This window comes from Variovorax paradoxus (genome assembly GCF_029919115.1).
Taxonomy (GTDB): Bacteria; Pseudomonadota; Gammaproteobacteria; order Burkholderiales; family Burkholderiaceae_C; genus Variovorax; species Variovorax paradoxus_O.
This window is the reverse complement of the sequence record NZ_CP123990.1, coordinates 5,565,040-5,578,145: the sequence shown is the minus strand read 5'-3', so window position 1 is coordinate 5,578,145 and position 13,106 is coordinate 5,565,040. Positions and strand designations below refer to the sequence as shown.

Here is a 13,106-nt window from a genome sequence, read left to right as displayed (position 1 = left end):
CGAATGTCCCCCGGCCTGCGGCCTCCTCCCGGTACACCAGCAGCGTGCCCAGTGCACAGGGCATCGGGTGCTCCCCGCAGCGAAATAAAGGAGGAGCCGAAGGCGGGGGACATTAGGGGCGCAGCCCCGGGGGACATTCGCGGAGGGGAGTACCCGGTGGCCTTTGCACACGCCCTGAACAAGAGCGCCAAAAACAACAACCCGGAGGAGTTACATCCCCACGTAATTCGGCCCGCCGCCCCCCTCAGGCGTAACCCACACGATGTTCTGCGTCGGGTCCTTGATATCGCAGGTCTTGCAGTGCACGCAGTTCTGCGCGTTGATCTGCAGGCGCTGCTTGCCGTCATCGGTGCCCACGAACTCGTACACACCAGCCGGGCAATAGCGGCTTTCAGGACCCGCGAACTTCGAGAGGTTGATGTTCACCGGAACCGACGCATCCTTGAGCGTCAGGTGGGCCGGCTGCTGCTCCTCGTGATTGGTGTTGCTGATGAACACGCTCGACAGCCGGTCGAACGTGAGCTTGCCGTCCGGCTTGGGGTAGACGATGGGCTTGCATTCCGCCGCCGGCTTGAGATACAGGTGGTCGGGCTTGTTGCGGTGCAGGGTCCATGGAATGTTGCCCTTCAGCAGCCATTGTTCGATGCCGTTCATGAACGTGGCAATGCCCAGCCCCTTCTTGAACCAGGCCTTGAAGTTGCGTGCCTTCTTCAGCTCCGTGTAGAGCCAGCTCTTCTCGAACGCGGCCGGGTAGGCCGTGAGTTCGTCGTGCTGGCGGCCGGCCTGCACCGCGTCGAAGGCGGCTTCGGCGGCCAGCATGCCCGTCTTGATTGCCGCGTGGCTGCCCTTGATGCGGCTCACGTTCAGGTAGCCCGCCTCGCAGCCCACCAGCGCGCCGCCCGGGAACACCGTTTTTGGCAGCGACAGCAGGCCGCCGGCCGTAATGGCGCGCGCGCCGTAGCCGATGCGCTTGGCCGGCTTGATGCCCTTGGCCTCGTCGCCTTCGAGGTACCAGCGGATGTTCGGGTGCAGCTTCCAGCGCTGCATTTCCTCGAATGGGCTCAGGTACGGGTTGCTGTAGTCCAGTCCGGTGATGAAACCCATGGAAATCTTGTTGTCTTCCATGTGATAGAGGAACGCGCCGCCGTAGGTGTCGCTCTTCATCGGCCAGCCGGCGGTATGCAGCACGAAGCCGGGCTGGTGGCGCTTGGGGTCGATCTCCCACACTTCCTTCACGCCCAGGCCGTAGGTCTGCGGATCGCGGCCTTCGTCGAGCTTGAACCGGCTGATGAGCTGGCGGCCAAGGTGGCCGCGCGCGCCTTCGGCAAACACCGTGTACTTGCCCAGCAGCTCCATGCCCAGCTGGAAGTTTTCGGTCGGCTCGCCGTCCTTGCCCACACCCATGTTGCCGGTGGCCACGCCGCGTACCGAGCCGTTCTCGTTGTAGAGCACCTCGGCCGCCGGAAAGCCCGGAAAGATTTCGACACCCAGGTTCTCGGCCTGCTGCGCCAGCCACTTGGTGAAGGCTCCCAGGCTGATGATGTAGTTGCCGTGGTTCTGGAAGCAGGCCGGCAGGAACATGCTGGGTGTGCGCAGGCCCGACTTTTCGCCCAGGAACACCATCGCGTCGTCGGTGACGGGCTGGTTCAGCGGAGCGCCTTGCTCCTTCCAGTCGGGAAGCAGCTCGTTCAGCGCGCGCGGGTCCATGATGGCGCCCGAGAGAATGTGCGCACCGGGCTCGGAGCCCTTTTCGAGCACCACCACCGAGATTTCCTTTTCGTGCTGCGCGGCCAGTTGCTTGAGCCGGATGGCGGTCGAGAGGCCGGCCGGGCCGCCGCCGACGACCACCACGTCATATTCCATGGATTCGCGGGGGCCGAACTGGGCGAGGATTTCGTCGTGGGTCATGTGGGTCTCGTCGATAATGATTTGAGGCTCGGACGCTTCGAGGGCGCGAAACATTTTATGTGGAGTGCAGGGCGTCACCTCGGCGACTCGGCAACGACTCAACAGGACCGCTTTTCATGGCTTACAGCATCGATCTTTCGGGCCGCGTGGCCTTCGTCACCGGCGCTTCCAGCGGGCTGGGTGCGCAGTTCGCGAAAACGCTGGCGCGCGCCGGTGCCGCCGTGGTGCTCGCGAGCCGCCGGGTCGAAAAGCTCAAGGAATTGCGCGCCCGCATCGAAGGCGAGGGCGGCGACGCACACGTGGTCGAGCTCGACGTGACCGAGATCGGCAGCATCAAGGCCGCCGTGGCGCGCGCCGAAACCGAGGTGGGCCCCATCGATATCCTGGTCAACAACTCGGGCGTGAGCACCACCCAGCGCCTGCAGGACGTGACCCCCGACGACTACGACTACATCTTCGACACCAACGTGAAGGGCTCTTTCTTCGTTGCGCAAGAGGTGGGCAAGCGCATGCTGGCGCGCGCCAAGGGCTCGGCGCCGGGCACCTACATCGGCGGGCGCATCATCAACATCGCCTCGGTGGCGGCGCTCAAGGTCATGCCGCAGATCGGTGCCTACTGCATGAGCAAGGCCGCCGTGGTGCAGATGACCAAGGCCATGGCGCTCGAGTGGGGCCGCTTCGGCATCAACGTGAACGCACTGTGCCCCGGCTACATCACCACGGAACTCAACGAAGACCATTGGGCCTCCGAAGGCGGCGCCAAGCTCGTGAGCATGCTGCCGCGCAAGCGCGTGGGCAAGCCCGAAGACCTGGACGGCCTCATCGTGCTGCTGGCCAGCGGGCAGAGCCATTTCGTGAACGGCGCGGTCATTGCCGCCGACGACGGGTTCGCGCTCTGACGCCGCGCGCCTGGGTCGGCATTGCCGCCGGGCTGGGCGCGGGCGCGCTCTGGGGCCTGGTGTTCGTGGCGCCGCGCATGGTCGGGCACTTCGGCATGGTCGACATCACGGCTGCGCGCTTCGCGGTGTTCGGCGCCATCTCCGCGCTTGCGGTGTTTACGCGGCCTGCGTCGCTGCGCTGGCCCAACAGGCAGCAGGCCCTTGCGGCGCTTGGCCTAAGCGTGCTGGGGTTCAGCGGCTACTACCTGCTGCTGGCCTTCGGCATTGCGGCCGCCGGCACCGAGGTGCCCAGCCTCGTCATCGGCACCATTCCCGTCTGGATGATGCTGCTCGGCCGGCCCGCGGGGCTGCGCATGCGGGCGCTGCTGCCCGGCCTGGTGCTCACGGGCGCGGGCATTGCGCTCATGGTCTACGGCGCCTGGTCGGCGCAGCACGGCACGGCCGGCAACGGCGTTCGTTTCGGCTGGGGCATCGCATTGGCGCTCTGTGCCATGGCAAGCTGGACGGTGTACGGCCTTCTCAACGCCGCCTGGCTGCAGCGACACGCCGAACTCAACGCGACCGACTGGGCCAACTGGCTTGGCATTGCGACGGGCGTGGGCGCCTTGCTGCTGTGGGTGGTGGCCGGCAGCGACGTGGCCACGCTTCGCGCCCAGCCCCAAGGCATGCTCTTCGTCTGGCTTGCGTTGGCGGGCGGGTTCGGCTCTTCATGGCTCGCTACCATTTTGTGGAACATCGCGAGCCAGCGCCTGTCGGCCAGCCTGTGCGGCCAGCTGATCGTGAGCGAGACGTTGTTCGCGCTGCTCTATTCCTTTTTATGGGACGGGCGCTGGCCCCAAGCCACCGAGTTGGCGGCCGCGCTCTTGTTCGTTCTTGGCATCCTCGCATCCATCAAGGCCCACCGATGAGAATCGAAATTCCCGAAAAGAAGAAGTTCGTGTTTGAAATGTCGATCCCGATCCGCTGGGGCGACATGGACGCCATGGGGCACCTGAACAACGGCACCTATTTTCGCTACCTCGAAACCGCGCGCATCGACTGGATACGCTCGCTCGGCATCGAGCCGACGCCCGGTGGCGAAGGCATGGTGATCGTCAATGCCTTCTGCAATTTCTACCGGCAGATCGAGTACCCCGGCGACGTGCTCATCAAGATGTACGTGAGCGACCCGGCGCGCACCACGTTCGAGAGCTGGGCCACCATGGCGCGGGCCGAGGCGCCCGACGTGGTTTGCGCCGCGGGCGGGGCGACCACGATCTGGGTCGACTTTCCCAAGCAGAAGGCGTTGCCCCTGCCCGACTGGCTGCGCGCGGTCGTGAGCGAGTAGGGCGCCGCTGGCGCTCAGGCCTGCGGCAGCACGATGCGCGCTTCGAAGCCGCTGGCAGCGCCTTCCGGCGGTGATGCGAGTTCGAGCTTCGCATTGTGCTTCTCGACAATGGTGCCCACGATCGACAGCCCCAGCCCGTAGCCCGCGCGGTCGGAGCTGTGGCGCACATGGCGCTGCTGCAAAGAGGCGAGCTGCACCGCGCTCGCGCCGGGGCCGAAGTCGCGCACCGCGAGCGTGCAGGGCGCCATCACCTCCACCACCACCCGGGCCCCGCCGCTGTAGCGCAGGGCGTTCTCCACCAGGTTGCGAAGCGCGATCGCGAGTGCGTCGACATCGCCTACCGCCACCGGGGCCGCGCTGTCGGGCAGCTTGAGGTCCAACCTTTCGTTGACTTGCGGATCGTTCCAGAACTCCTGCACCACCGCGCCGGCAAGCTGGACCAGGTCGACCCGCGAACGCGCAAGCGATGCGCCCGACTCGGCCCGCGACAGCTGCAACAGCTTTTCGGTGCGGTGGCTCAGCATTTGCAGCGCATCGAGCGCGGCCTGCACGTCGTTGCGCTGCAGGTCGTGCTCGAGCGCAGTCTGCAAGCGCAGCCGCGCCGCCGCCAGCGGCGTTCGCAACTCGTGTGCGGCATTGGCGGCCAGGGCGCGTTCAACGTCGAGCGAATGCGACAGCCGCTCCAGCAGGCTGTTGACGTGGTCGCCCACGGAGCGCAGCTCACGCGGCAGGCCGGGCAGGGCGATGGGCCGCAGGTCGGCGCCGCTGCGCTTTTCAATTTCACCCGCAAGCTGCTGCAGCACGCGCAATTCGGTGCGGGCCACGTTGCGCAGCACCAGTGCCAGCAGCGGCAGCACGGCGCCAAGCGGAATGATCAGCCCGAAGAGCGTGCGGTTCAGCGCGGAGCGCCGCTCGTCGAGCGGATCGGCCACCTGAAAGTAGAGCCCCCGCGTGGGATGCCGCACGGTGTAGATGCGCCAGGTCTGGTTGTTTGCAAAGCCCGAGGCAAGCGGAACGTCGAAGGCATTGGTGGGCGCCTCGGCCGACCGCAGCAGCACGTGCTCGTGGATGTCGACGACCTGGTACTTCACCGCGTCTTCCGAAAACAATTGCTTCGGCGCAATCATCGGCGTTTCGGTGGGAGTGCCCGCCTGCTGCAGCTTGTCGAGCTCTTGCACCGCCATGTCGAACATGCGGTGCGACACCTCGACCAGTTCGTTGTCGAAGTTGTGGTTGATCTCGCGGTCCACATACCAGACCACTGCCAGCACGCAGAGCATCCACACGCCGCCGACCCAGACAATCAGGGTGCGAGTCAGTCGGCCGGCCAGCGTGTCGCGGCCGTTTTTCGAAGGTGCGGTGCTCATTCGTCGTCGTCTGCCGATGTCGACAGGCGATAGCCGAGGCCGCGCAGTGTCTGTATGTGGCTCTTGCCCAGCTTGCGCCGCAGCCGGCTGATGAATACCTCGAGCGTGTTGCTGTCGGCCTCGTCGCCGAAGCCGTAGAGCGCATCGGCAAGGTTTTCGCGGGTGTGGATGCGCTCGGGGCGGGTGGCCATTACCCGCAGCAGCGCCCATTCCTTCTGGGTCAGCACCACCGGATTTCCATCCTTGCGGACGCGGTCTTGCGCCAGGTCGATTTCGAGCGTGCCCAAATGCAGCACCGGCGAGCTACCGGCGCTGCGCCTTCGTTCGACTGCACGCAGCCGCGCCAGAAGCTCTGCCGGATCGTAGGGCTTGATGAGGTAGTCGTCCGCACCGGCGTCGAGCCCGCGGATGCGGTCGGTCACCTGGTCGCGCGCGGTCAGCACGATCACGATGGGCGGCTCGCGCAACGCACGCACCTGCGGCAGCAGCGAAAGGCCGTCGCCGTCGCCCAGGTGCAGGTCGAGCAGCACGGCGGCGTATTGCACCGACAGCAGGGCGCCGCGCGCTTCGGCAAGGCCGGGCGCCACGTCGACCACAAAGGCCTTCGCGACCAGGTAGCTGCACACGGCGTCTGCCAACGCACTGTCATCTTCGACGAGCAATATGCGCACGCGAGGTCATCTTTCAAAAAAACGAAGTCTAGCGCCGACGGCAGCTTGGCTGGGCGGTGTCAGTTCCCGTTCAGGCCGCTTCAGGATCGGTTCAGGCCACGAACGTAGGCTGGAAGGGTTTTCATGCTTGCTGGTTTCTCTGCTCATGACGCGTGTTCCGAATCTTCCGAATCCCCCGAAACTTCCCTCGAATCTTCGCCTGGGAGGGGTGACCCTCCTCCTGCTGGCGCTGCTGCTCGCGTGGGACGCTACCCAGGGCGACCTTGCGCTGGCGCGCCTCGCGGGCACGCCCATGGGCTTTCCGTGGCGCGACAACGCTTTTCTTGTCCGCGTGATGCATGAAAGCGCAAAGAACCTGAGCTGGTTGCTCGTCATTGCGCTGTTCGCAAGCATCCGCTGGCCGATGGGCATTCTGCGGCGGCTGCCTGTTCGCGCGCGGGCACAGCTGGCTTTTACGGTGCTGCTCTCGGTGGTTGCAATCAGCCTGCTCAAGCATGCGAGCCACACAAGCTGCCCGTGGGACCTGAAGGAGTTTGGCGGCACCGCAAGCCATGTGTCGCACTGGGCCTGGAAGGTCTACGACGGCGGCCCGGGCGGTTGCTTTCCGGCTGGCCATGCCTCGGCGGCCTTCGCCTACGTGGGGGGCTATTTCGTGCTGCGCCGGGTGTCGCCGCGTGCTGCAGTCATCTGGCTTTGCGCATCGCTGGTTGCCGGGCTCATGCTGGGCATGTCGCAGCAGCTGCGCGGCGCGCACTACATGAGCCACACGCTCTGGACCGCCTGGATCTGCTGGGCGGTCGGATTCGCAATCGAGCTGATTGCCGCGCCTCGCATCTCCCGTTCGTCCGCCGCCGAACCTGCCGCCGAATCCGTCGTGTTGAATGCAGGCTCTTGATGTCGCGCTGTTCGAGCTGATGAACGCGGGCGCTACGGCGCCCGCGTGGAGCATTCATTTCGCGCGCTTTGCCTCCGATGTGCTGCCGATCGTGCTGGCCGTTGCCATCATGGGTGGCGCGGCGCTCGACCGGCGCCTGCGGTATGCGTTTTTCACGGCACTGGTCAGCGTGCTGGCGGTCTGGCTCTTCGTGAACGTGTTCCGCTCGGCCATGCCGTTCCAGCGGCCCGCGTTCTACGGGCTTGGAATCCAGTGGGCGCCGCAGGGCGCACGGCCGGGCTTTCCAAGCCTGCATGCCGCCGGCACTTTTGCCGCGGCGTTTGCCCTGTGGTGCCTGCCGTGGCGGGCGCCCATGGCAGCAGCGCTGGTGGTGGCCGCCGTGGTCGGATGGAGCCGGGTGTTCCTGGGGCTGCACTTTCCGTTCGACGTGGTCGTCGGCGCGATGCTTGCTGCGCTGGTATCCATCCTGGTGGAGCGCCGCGTGAGCCGGCCGCTGAACCTGGCGCTCAGGGCCTACATGCGGCCCAGGCTGAGGGCGAGACGAGCCCGAGCCTGAGCTCGATTCTGAACACCGGCTGAACGCGCAATTCAGGCTTCCTTCAGTTGCGCTTCCTACAGTCGGCGCATGTCTTTCACGCGAATCGAACCCGCGCCAGCGCCCGCGCGGGGCATGGAGTTGCCGGCAGCCGGCGCCCCGTACCTGGCGTTTGCACAAACGCTGTGGGCACGCATCGATGCCTGGCTCACGCGGCCGCGCACCGCGCAGCGCGTGGTGGTCTGGCTCGCCCTCTACCTTGCCGCCGCTGCCAACTGGCCGCTGTGGGACGAGCTCGCCCGCATTGGCGGCGCGCCCAGCACCTACCTGCCCACAAGTGCAGCCATGGCCGTGCTCATGGTGTGCGCAACGGTCGCGCTGCTGTCGTTCACCGCATGGTCTCGCTGGATGAAGCCGCTGTGGTTTGCGGTGGTGCTGCTGGCTGCGTTCGTGCAGCACTACATGCTCGAATACCGCGTGGTCATGGATCCGACCATGATCGCCAACGTGCTCCAGACCGACCCGAACGAAGCGCGCGACCTCATGGGCTGGCGCATGGCGTTCCATGTGCTGCTGGTCGTGCTGCTGCCGGCGCTGGCGCTCTGGCGCGCGCGCATCGTGCCGATGCGCTTTGTTGCCAAGCTCTGGCGCAATGCGGCTTTGCTGGTTTTGGCGCTGGCGGTGGCACTGGTTGCGGCCGTGTCGATGAACCGGCAACTCGCGCCGCTGATGCGCAACAACGTGCACCTGCGCTACATGATGAATCCTGTCGCAAGCCTCTATTCGGCCGGCTCGGTGCTCATCAAGCCGATGTTCAAGCGCAGCCGAAAGCTGATTCCGATCACCGCAGGTACGGCCTTGGGAGCGAGCTACGCGGGGCAGGTACGGCCACCGATGTTCGTTCTGGTGGTGGGCGAAACGGCCCGGGCCGACCACTTCGGCCTGAACGGCTACGCGCGCGACACCACGCCCGAGCTGGCCGCGCGTGGCGTGCTGAGCTACCGCGACGTGCATTCGTGCGGCACCAACACGCTGGCTTCGGTGCCGTGCATGTTCTCGCCCCTCGGCAAGCAAGGCTACGAATCGCGCAAGGACGACTACGAAAACCTGGTCGACGTGCTGCAGGCCGCCGGGCTGGCCGTGCTGTGGCTCGACAACCAGGCCGGCTGCAAGGATGTCTGCACGCGTGTTCCGAATGCCTCGGCCTTCGACAGCCTGTCGCCGGCGCAGAAAGGCGCACTGTGCGACGGCGAGGAGTGCCTGGACGACGTCATGCTCAAGGGGCTGGATGCACGCATTGCCGCGCTGCCGGCCGAGCGGCGTGCCAAGGGCGTGGTACTGGTCATGCACCAGATGGGCAGCCACGGGCCGGCCTACTACAAGCGTTCGGCGCCGGAGGTGAAGCGCTTCCTGCCCGAATGCAAGACCAACGCGCTGGCGGAGTGCGGCCATGCCGAGCTGCAGAACGTGTACGACAACTCCATCGCCCAGACCGACCGTTTCCTGGGCCAGACCATCGACTGGCTCAAGGCCCAGTCGGGGCAGTACGACCCGGCGCTGCTCTACGTGAGCGACCACGGCGAATCGCTGGGGGAGTACGGCCTGTTCCTGCATGGCGTGCCCTACAGCTTTGCGCCGGAGGCCCAGAAGCACGTGCCCATGGTCACCTGGTTCAGCCAAGGCATGAGCGAGCGCCGCAAGCTCTCCCGGCCGTGCATGGAAGCGGGCCTTGATGCACCGCTCACGCACGATAACCTCTATCACACGGTGCTCGGGCTGATGGACGTGGCCAACTCCACCTACAAGCCCACTCTCGACGCGCTCGCTTCGTGCAGAAGCAGGGCCTGAAGACCCTTCCTACTTCTTTTCGCGAGGCAGGCGCCCCATCAGGAAGAACTCGGGGTTTGGCTGCATGCCGCTGAAGCTGGCAAGGCGGTTGCTCAGGCCGAAAAAAGCGGTAATCGAGGCGATGTCCCAGATGTCTTCATCGTCGAAGCCGTGGGCATGCAATGCGCTGAAGTCCGCATCGTCGACTTCGTGCGAGCGTTCGCACACCTTCATTGCAAAGTCGAGCATGGCGCGCTGGCGGGGCGTGATGTCGGCCTTGCGGTAGTTCACGGCCACCTGGTCGGCCACCAGCGGCTTCTTCTCGTAGATGCGAAGCAGCGCGCCGTGGGCCACCACGCAGTAGAGGCACTGGTTGGCCGCGCTGGTGGTGGTGACGATCATCTCGCGGTCGCCCTTGGTAAGCGAGCCTTCTTCCTTCAGCATCAGCGCGTCGTGGTACGCGAAGAAGGCGCGCCACTCGGCCGGGCGGCGCGCCAGCGCAAGGAAGACGTTGGGCACGAAGCCGGCCTTTTCCTGCACCGCAAGAATAGCGGTGCGGATGTCTTCGGGCAGGTCTTTCAGCTCGGCAAGGGGGTAGCGGTCGGCCATGTTTTGTCTCCTGGGGGCGATGCCAGGATCATAGGCAAGTCCCTCATGGGCAGCCACCGCCCGCCAGGCCTGTGCGGCTATTTCAGCGCCTTGCCTTGCGTGGCACCCAGCGGCGTGTGCAGCTGCGAAGCCACCCATTGGCCCGTGTTGTCGTCACGGCCCTGCAGCAGGTAGCGCGTGTCCGGCTTGCCGTAGTTCTGCACGGCCATGGCCGAGAACTTGCCGATGTCGGTCTTCGGGTCGCGCAGGCGGTTCACGATCAGCACCTTCTTTGTGTCTGCGAAGTCGGCCATCATGTTCTGATCACCCTCGCTGTCTCCGGCAATGAAGCACGGGCCGTAGCCGTATTTGCCGACCAGGAAGCGCTGGATGTTCTTCGTCTTGCCGGGCCCCTGAGTCTGGTCGTACCCGTGGCGGAACTCAGGCTGAATGACGCCGTTGGCATCGCGCTCCAGTTCCATTGCCAGCACGCGCTCGGGCGGGTTGTTGTAGCCGAAGGCGGGGTTGGACGAGATCTCCTTGATCACGTCGACGAAAGACGCGGAGCAAACCCACACGTCGAACCCTGAGTTGCGAAAGGCGGCGTACAGCTCCTGCATTTCGGGTTGCAGCCGCAGCCCGTTCTTCCAACTGACCGAAACCACGCCCGCCTGGCCGGGCAGTGCCGTTGGCGAGGTCCACTTCACCTTGGCCACGGGCTCCCTCAGCTGCCATGCCACCGTTTCCGCCGTCAGCTTGCGCACCTGCGCTTCGGTCATGCCGACGAAGAGGTAGGTCACCCAGGGGTAGGCCGTGTCGTGGTCGAAGGTGTCGCCAATGGCTTCGTAGAGGTAGCGGACCTTGGTGGTGAATGCAATGTAGTGCGGGCTCAGCTTGACTGCCGCGAGCGGCTGGCTGCCCTTGAAGCCGCTGTAGTTCTGGTAGAGCCACGTGTAGCTCGCCACGATGTCGGGCACCAGCAGGTCGATGTTCACCGGCTTGCCCGCCGCGTTGTTGTGCGCCGGAAGAAAGTCCTTCTTCGGAATGTTCTTGCGCAGCGCCACTTCGAGCTGCGCGGGCGTGGCGCCGAACACCAGGTTCTCGAGCTGGTAGATCAGCGAGGCTTCCTCGATGTCGAGGAACACGCTGGTGTTGTCCCAGTCGAAGACTACATAGGGCGGCTTGGCTGCGTTGTAGCCCGGGCTTCCCTTGCCGAGGCTGGCGATCAGGCCTTCGATCTGTGCGCGGTTGAAGGCGTCCCAATGACCGGGTGAAAGACCCTGGGCGGTCGAAAGACTGGCGCAGCCGGCGGCAACCAGCGCAGTGGCAAGCGGGGTGAGGAGGACGAGGCGGCGTTGCATGCGGTTCCTGTTGTACGTTTGTCGATGAGAAGCGCCGAGCGTATGCAACGCCCGTGACACTTCAGCATCGACCTACGCATCAGCCGTGCCAGCTACGCGTGGATGCGTGCGTGCTGTCGCTCGATGAATCCCGCCACACGGCGCACGAGTGCACGGTTTGCGCCCGACGCCTCGACGCTCGCAGCGGCATGCAAGGCCACGGTTTCTTCGGTCGTGCGAATGACGGCGTCGGCCTGGGTTGCCGACAGCCCGAAATGCGAAGCTGCGGCGCGGGCCAGTTCGATGCTGGAGGCGTGCTGCCCCGGAAGAATGGCCAGTTCCTGATAGCCCGTATGGCCGCCCAGTTGCATGACCAGATCGAATGCCGGCGCGAGGCGCCAGAAGCCGTCTTCGCTTCGCAACGCGCCGTGATTCTTGACGTGGTCGTCGCTGTTGCCCACTGCAAGGTTGAACACCAGCCGGCGAAAGAGCTCGGCCAGGTCTGCCTGCGGACGAGCCGAAATGCGCCGCAGCAGTTGCGCCAGCTCGACGTAGCTGCCCCTGCTCGATTCGTAGGGAACATCGAGCAGCGCGGAGGCCGAGAGGTAATGAAAACGCCGCTCTTCGCCCACCGGACCCACCCGGTCGAAACGCTCGACCAGCAGGGCATGCCCCGCTGCGAGCGGCTGCAGCACAAAGGGCGGAACTTCGATGCCGCATGCATCGGCCAGCCAGAGCGTTGCCGCCTCGATCACTTCCACATCATGGTCGTCGCCGCGCGATGCGAACTTGGCGATGCAACGCCTGCCCTGGTGCACGAAGGCCGCCTTTGGCCGGGCGCCGCCCAGGCTGCCGCCGCGCAGGAGCCGGTGCATGTCGGGGCCGATCTCGATGCCGGCTTCGATGCGGCGGGACGCCTCGGCGAGTTGCTCCAGCGAAAGCAACGCCGATGGCGGTTCTTCACTCTCGATAGGCAGCGATTCGGCGAACACCATCGCACCGATGCGGTCCTCGTTGGTCAGCAGCAATGCATCAATGTCCGACAGCGGCTTGCCCTGGCGTGTTTCGAGCACCTTGCGCCCCCAGCTGTCGGGCAAGGCATCGCGCAGCGTGAGCGGCATGGCGCCGCCTTCGCGGATGCGGCGCTCGGGCAGCGCAAAGGCCGCGTTGCGCAGCGGTAGATACTCAGGGTTCAGCGGTGCAGCCCCGGGGGCTTCAAGATAGCGCCGCCCGTAGGCAAACTCGCCGGACTCGACCACGCCCCTGCGTACCACCTTCATCAGCCCGGCCGGTTGCACCCGTTCACCCGTGCGGTGGGCAAGCCCGACGTAGATGCTTCGCTCGTCGACGGTGCTTTCAGAAGTCACGTTCGTCTTCCGCGATCTTGCCGGCCTGGCCTTGCGCGGCCGACCTGCGTACGCGGCGTTTTGCGGCCAGCGCCGCAGGAGCGGGGGCCACGTCTTCCATCGAATCGATTTCGCCGAAGAGCCACAACGCGTGGGCGAGCAGGCCGATGCTGGTGCCCGGTTTGCCGGATTCCAGCGCGCGCAAGGTGTTTGGCGAGCACATCAGCCGCTCGGCCATTTCGGCAATCGTCCATTCGCGGTGAACCCTGTGCGCGCGCAGGCGCAGACCGAGCCTCTCAAGGGGTTCGATGGTTTGCGAGGGCAGGGCAGACAGGCTACGGCTGCTTTTTGACATCAATAAAATGACTGTTAAACGGCTTAAAAGTCATTTTAATGCGTTTTT

The 13,106-nt window shown here is 65.5% G+C and carries 13 protein-coding genes; 6 read left to right on the top strand and 7 right to left on the bottom strand.

All coding sequences use genetic code 11. The features are described from left to right. Positions 1–210 precede the first annotated feature (210 nt). Positions 211–1,908, bottom strand: coding sequence for an electron transfer flavoprotein-ubiquinone oxidoreductase (locus QHG62_RS26620; protein ID WP_281148579.1), 1,698 nt, complete (start codon positions 1,906–1,908; stop codon positions 211–213). Between the two features lie 116 nt (positions 1,909–2,024). On the opposite strand from QHG62_RS26620, the gene QHG62_RS26615 reads away from it, so the two are divergent. From QHG62_RS26615 to QHG62_RS26605, 3 genes are read left to right on the top strand one after another with little or no spacing between them, the layout of a single operon-like run. Then, positions 2,025–2,807 carry an SDR family oxidoreductase gene (locus QHG62_RS26615; RefSeq protein ID WP_157614560.1) on the top strand — a complete coding sequence of 261 codons (783 nt, stop codon included), beginning with the start codon at positions 2,025–2,027 and terminating at the stop codon, positions 2,805–2,807. A 20-nt stretch (positions 2,808–2,827) separates the two neighbouring features. Beyond that, on the top strand, positions 2,828–3,715 hold the full coding sequence (locus QHG62_RS26610; RefSeq protein ID WP_281151828.1) for a DMT family transporter: 888 nt from the start codon (positions 2,828–2,830) through the stop codon (positions 3,713–3,715). Further along, positions 3,712–4,134, top strand: a complete 423-nt coding sequence (locus tag QHG62_RS26605; protein ID WP_281148578.1) for an acyl-CoA thioesterase — start codon at positions 3,712–3,714, stop codon at positions 4,132–4,134. Before QHG62_RS26610 ends, QHG62_RS26605 begins: the two co-directional genes overlap by 4 nt. Before the next feature lie 14 nt (positions 4,135–4,148). Here QHG62_RS26605 and QHG62_RS26600 read toward each other — a convergent pair whose 3' ends face one another. Continuing rightward, positions 4,149–5,501, bottom strand: a complete 1,353-nt coding sequence (locus QHG62_RS26600) for an ATP-binding protein (RefSeq protein ID WP_281148577.1) — start codon at positions 5,499–5,501, stop codon at positions 4,149–4,151. Further along, on the bottom strand, positions 5,498–6,172 hold the full coding sequence (locus QHG62_RS26595; protein WP_281148576.1) for a winged helix-turn-helix domain-containing protein: 675 nt from the start codon (positions 6,170–6,172) through the stop codon (positions 5,498–5,500). Before QHG62_RS26595 ends, QHG62_RS26600 begins: the two co-directional genes overlap by 4 nt. A gap of 145 nt (positions 6,173–6,317) precedes the next feature. Between QHG62_RS26595 and QHG62_RS26590 the strand changes: the two genes are divergently transcribed. The 3 genes from QHG62_RS26590 to QHG62_RS26580 all read left to right on the top strand — a co-directional run bounded on the left by QHG62_RS26590 (position 6,318) and on the right by QHG62_RS26580 (position 9,450). Beyond that, entirely contained in the window at positions 6,318–7,067 is a 750-nt protein-coding gene (locus QHG62_RS26590; RefSeq protein WP_432445563.1) for a phosphatase PAP2 family protein, read from the top strand. Next, positions 7,054–7,623 (top strand): phosphatase PAP2 family protein, encoded by a 570-nt coding sequence (locus QHG62_RS26585; protein ID WP_281148574.1) that lies wholly within the window; start codon positions 7,054–7,056, stop codon positions 7,621–7,623. The genes QHG62_RS26590 and QHG62_RS26585 overlap by 14 nt, the downstream gene beginning before the upstream one ends. Before the next feature lie 69 nt (positions 7,624–7,692). Further along, complete coding sequence (locus QHG62_RS26580; RefSeq protein WP_281148573.1) at positions 7,693–9,450, top strand: phosphoethanolamine transferase; 1,758 nt, start codon at positions 7,693–7,695, stop codon at positions 9,448–9,450. Positions 9,451–9,459: 9 nt separating this feature from the next. Here QHG62_RS26580 and QHG62_RS26575 read toward each other — a convergent pair whose 3' ends face one another. From QHG62_RS26575 to QHG62_RS26560, 4 genes are all read right to left on the bottom strand, one after another. Next, positions 9,460–10,038 carry a peroxidase-related enzyme gene (locus tag QHG62_RS26575; RefSeq protein ID WP_126746805.1) on the bottom strand — a complete coding sequence of 193 codons (579 nt, stop codon included), beginning with the start codon at positions 10,036–10,038 and terminating at the stop codon, positions 9,460–9,462. A 77-nt stretch (positions 10,039–10,115) separates the two neighbouring features. Beyond that, complete coding sequence (locus QHG62_RS26570; protein ID WP_281148572.1) at positions 10,116–11,378, bottom strand: HAD family hydrolase; 1,263 nt, start codon at positions 11,376–11,378, stop codon at positions 10,116–10,118. A 92-nt stretch (positions 11,379–11,470) separates the two neighbouring features. After that, positions 11,471–12,724: a type II toxin-antitoxin system HipA family toxin gene (locus QHG62_RS26565; protein ID WP_281148571.1), complete on the bottom strand. Its 1,254-nt coding sequence runs from the start codon at positions 12,722–12,724 to the stop codon at positions 11,471–11,473. Beyond that, on the bottom strand, positions 12,714–13,058 hold the full coding sequence (locus QHG62_RS26560; protein ID WP_281148570.1) for a helix-turn-helix transcriptional regulator: 345 nt from the start codon (positions 13,056–13,058) through the stop codon (positions 12,714–12,716). Before QHG62_RS26560 ends, QHG62_RS26565 begins: the two co-directional genes overlap by 11 nt. Between the last annotated feature and the right edge of the window lie 48 nt (positions 13,059–13,106).

Coding starts and splice junctions, on each gene's coding strand:
- QHG62_RS26570 (WP_281148572.1), bottom strand. CDS start 11,378: ATGCAACGCCGCCTCGTCCTCCTCACCCCGCTTGCCACTGCGCTGGTT.
- QHG62_RS26600 (WP_281148577.1), bottom strand. CDS start 5,501: ATGAGCACCGCACCTTCGAAAAACGGCCGCGACACGCTGGCCGGCCGA.
- QHG62_RS26575 (WP_126746805.1), bottom strand. CDS start 10,038: ATGGCCGACCGCTACCCCCTTGCCGAGCTGAAAGACCTGCCCGAAGAC.
- QHG62_RS26590 (WP_432445563.1), top strand. CDS start 6,318: ATGACGCGTGTTCCGAATCTTCCGAATCCCCCGAAACTTCCCTCGAAT.
- QHG62_RS26620 (WP_281148579.1), bottom strand. CDS start 1,908: ATGACCCACGACGAAATCCTCGCCCAGTTCGGCCCCCGCGAATCCATG.
- QHG62_RS26605 (WP_281148578.1), top strand. CDS start 3,712: ATGAGAATCGAAATTCCCGAAAAGAAGAAGTTCGTGTTTGAAATGTCG.
- QHG62_RS26580 (WP_281148573.1), top strand. CDS start 7,693: ATGTCTTTCACGCGAATCGAACCCGCGCCAGCGCCCGCGCGGGGCATG.
- QHG62_RS26585 (WP_281148574.1), top strand. CDS start 7,054: ATGCAGGCTCTTGATGTCGCGCTGTTCGAGCTGATGAACGCGGGCGCT.
- QHG62_RS26560 (WP_281148570.1), bottom strand. CDS start 13,058: ATGTCAAAAAGCAGCCGTAGCCTGTCTGCCCTGCCCTCGCAAACCATC.
- QHG62_RS26615 (WP_157614560.1), top strand. CDS start 2,025: ATGGCTTACAGCATCGATCTTTCGGGCCGCGTGGCCTTCGTCACCGGC.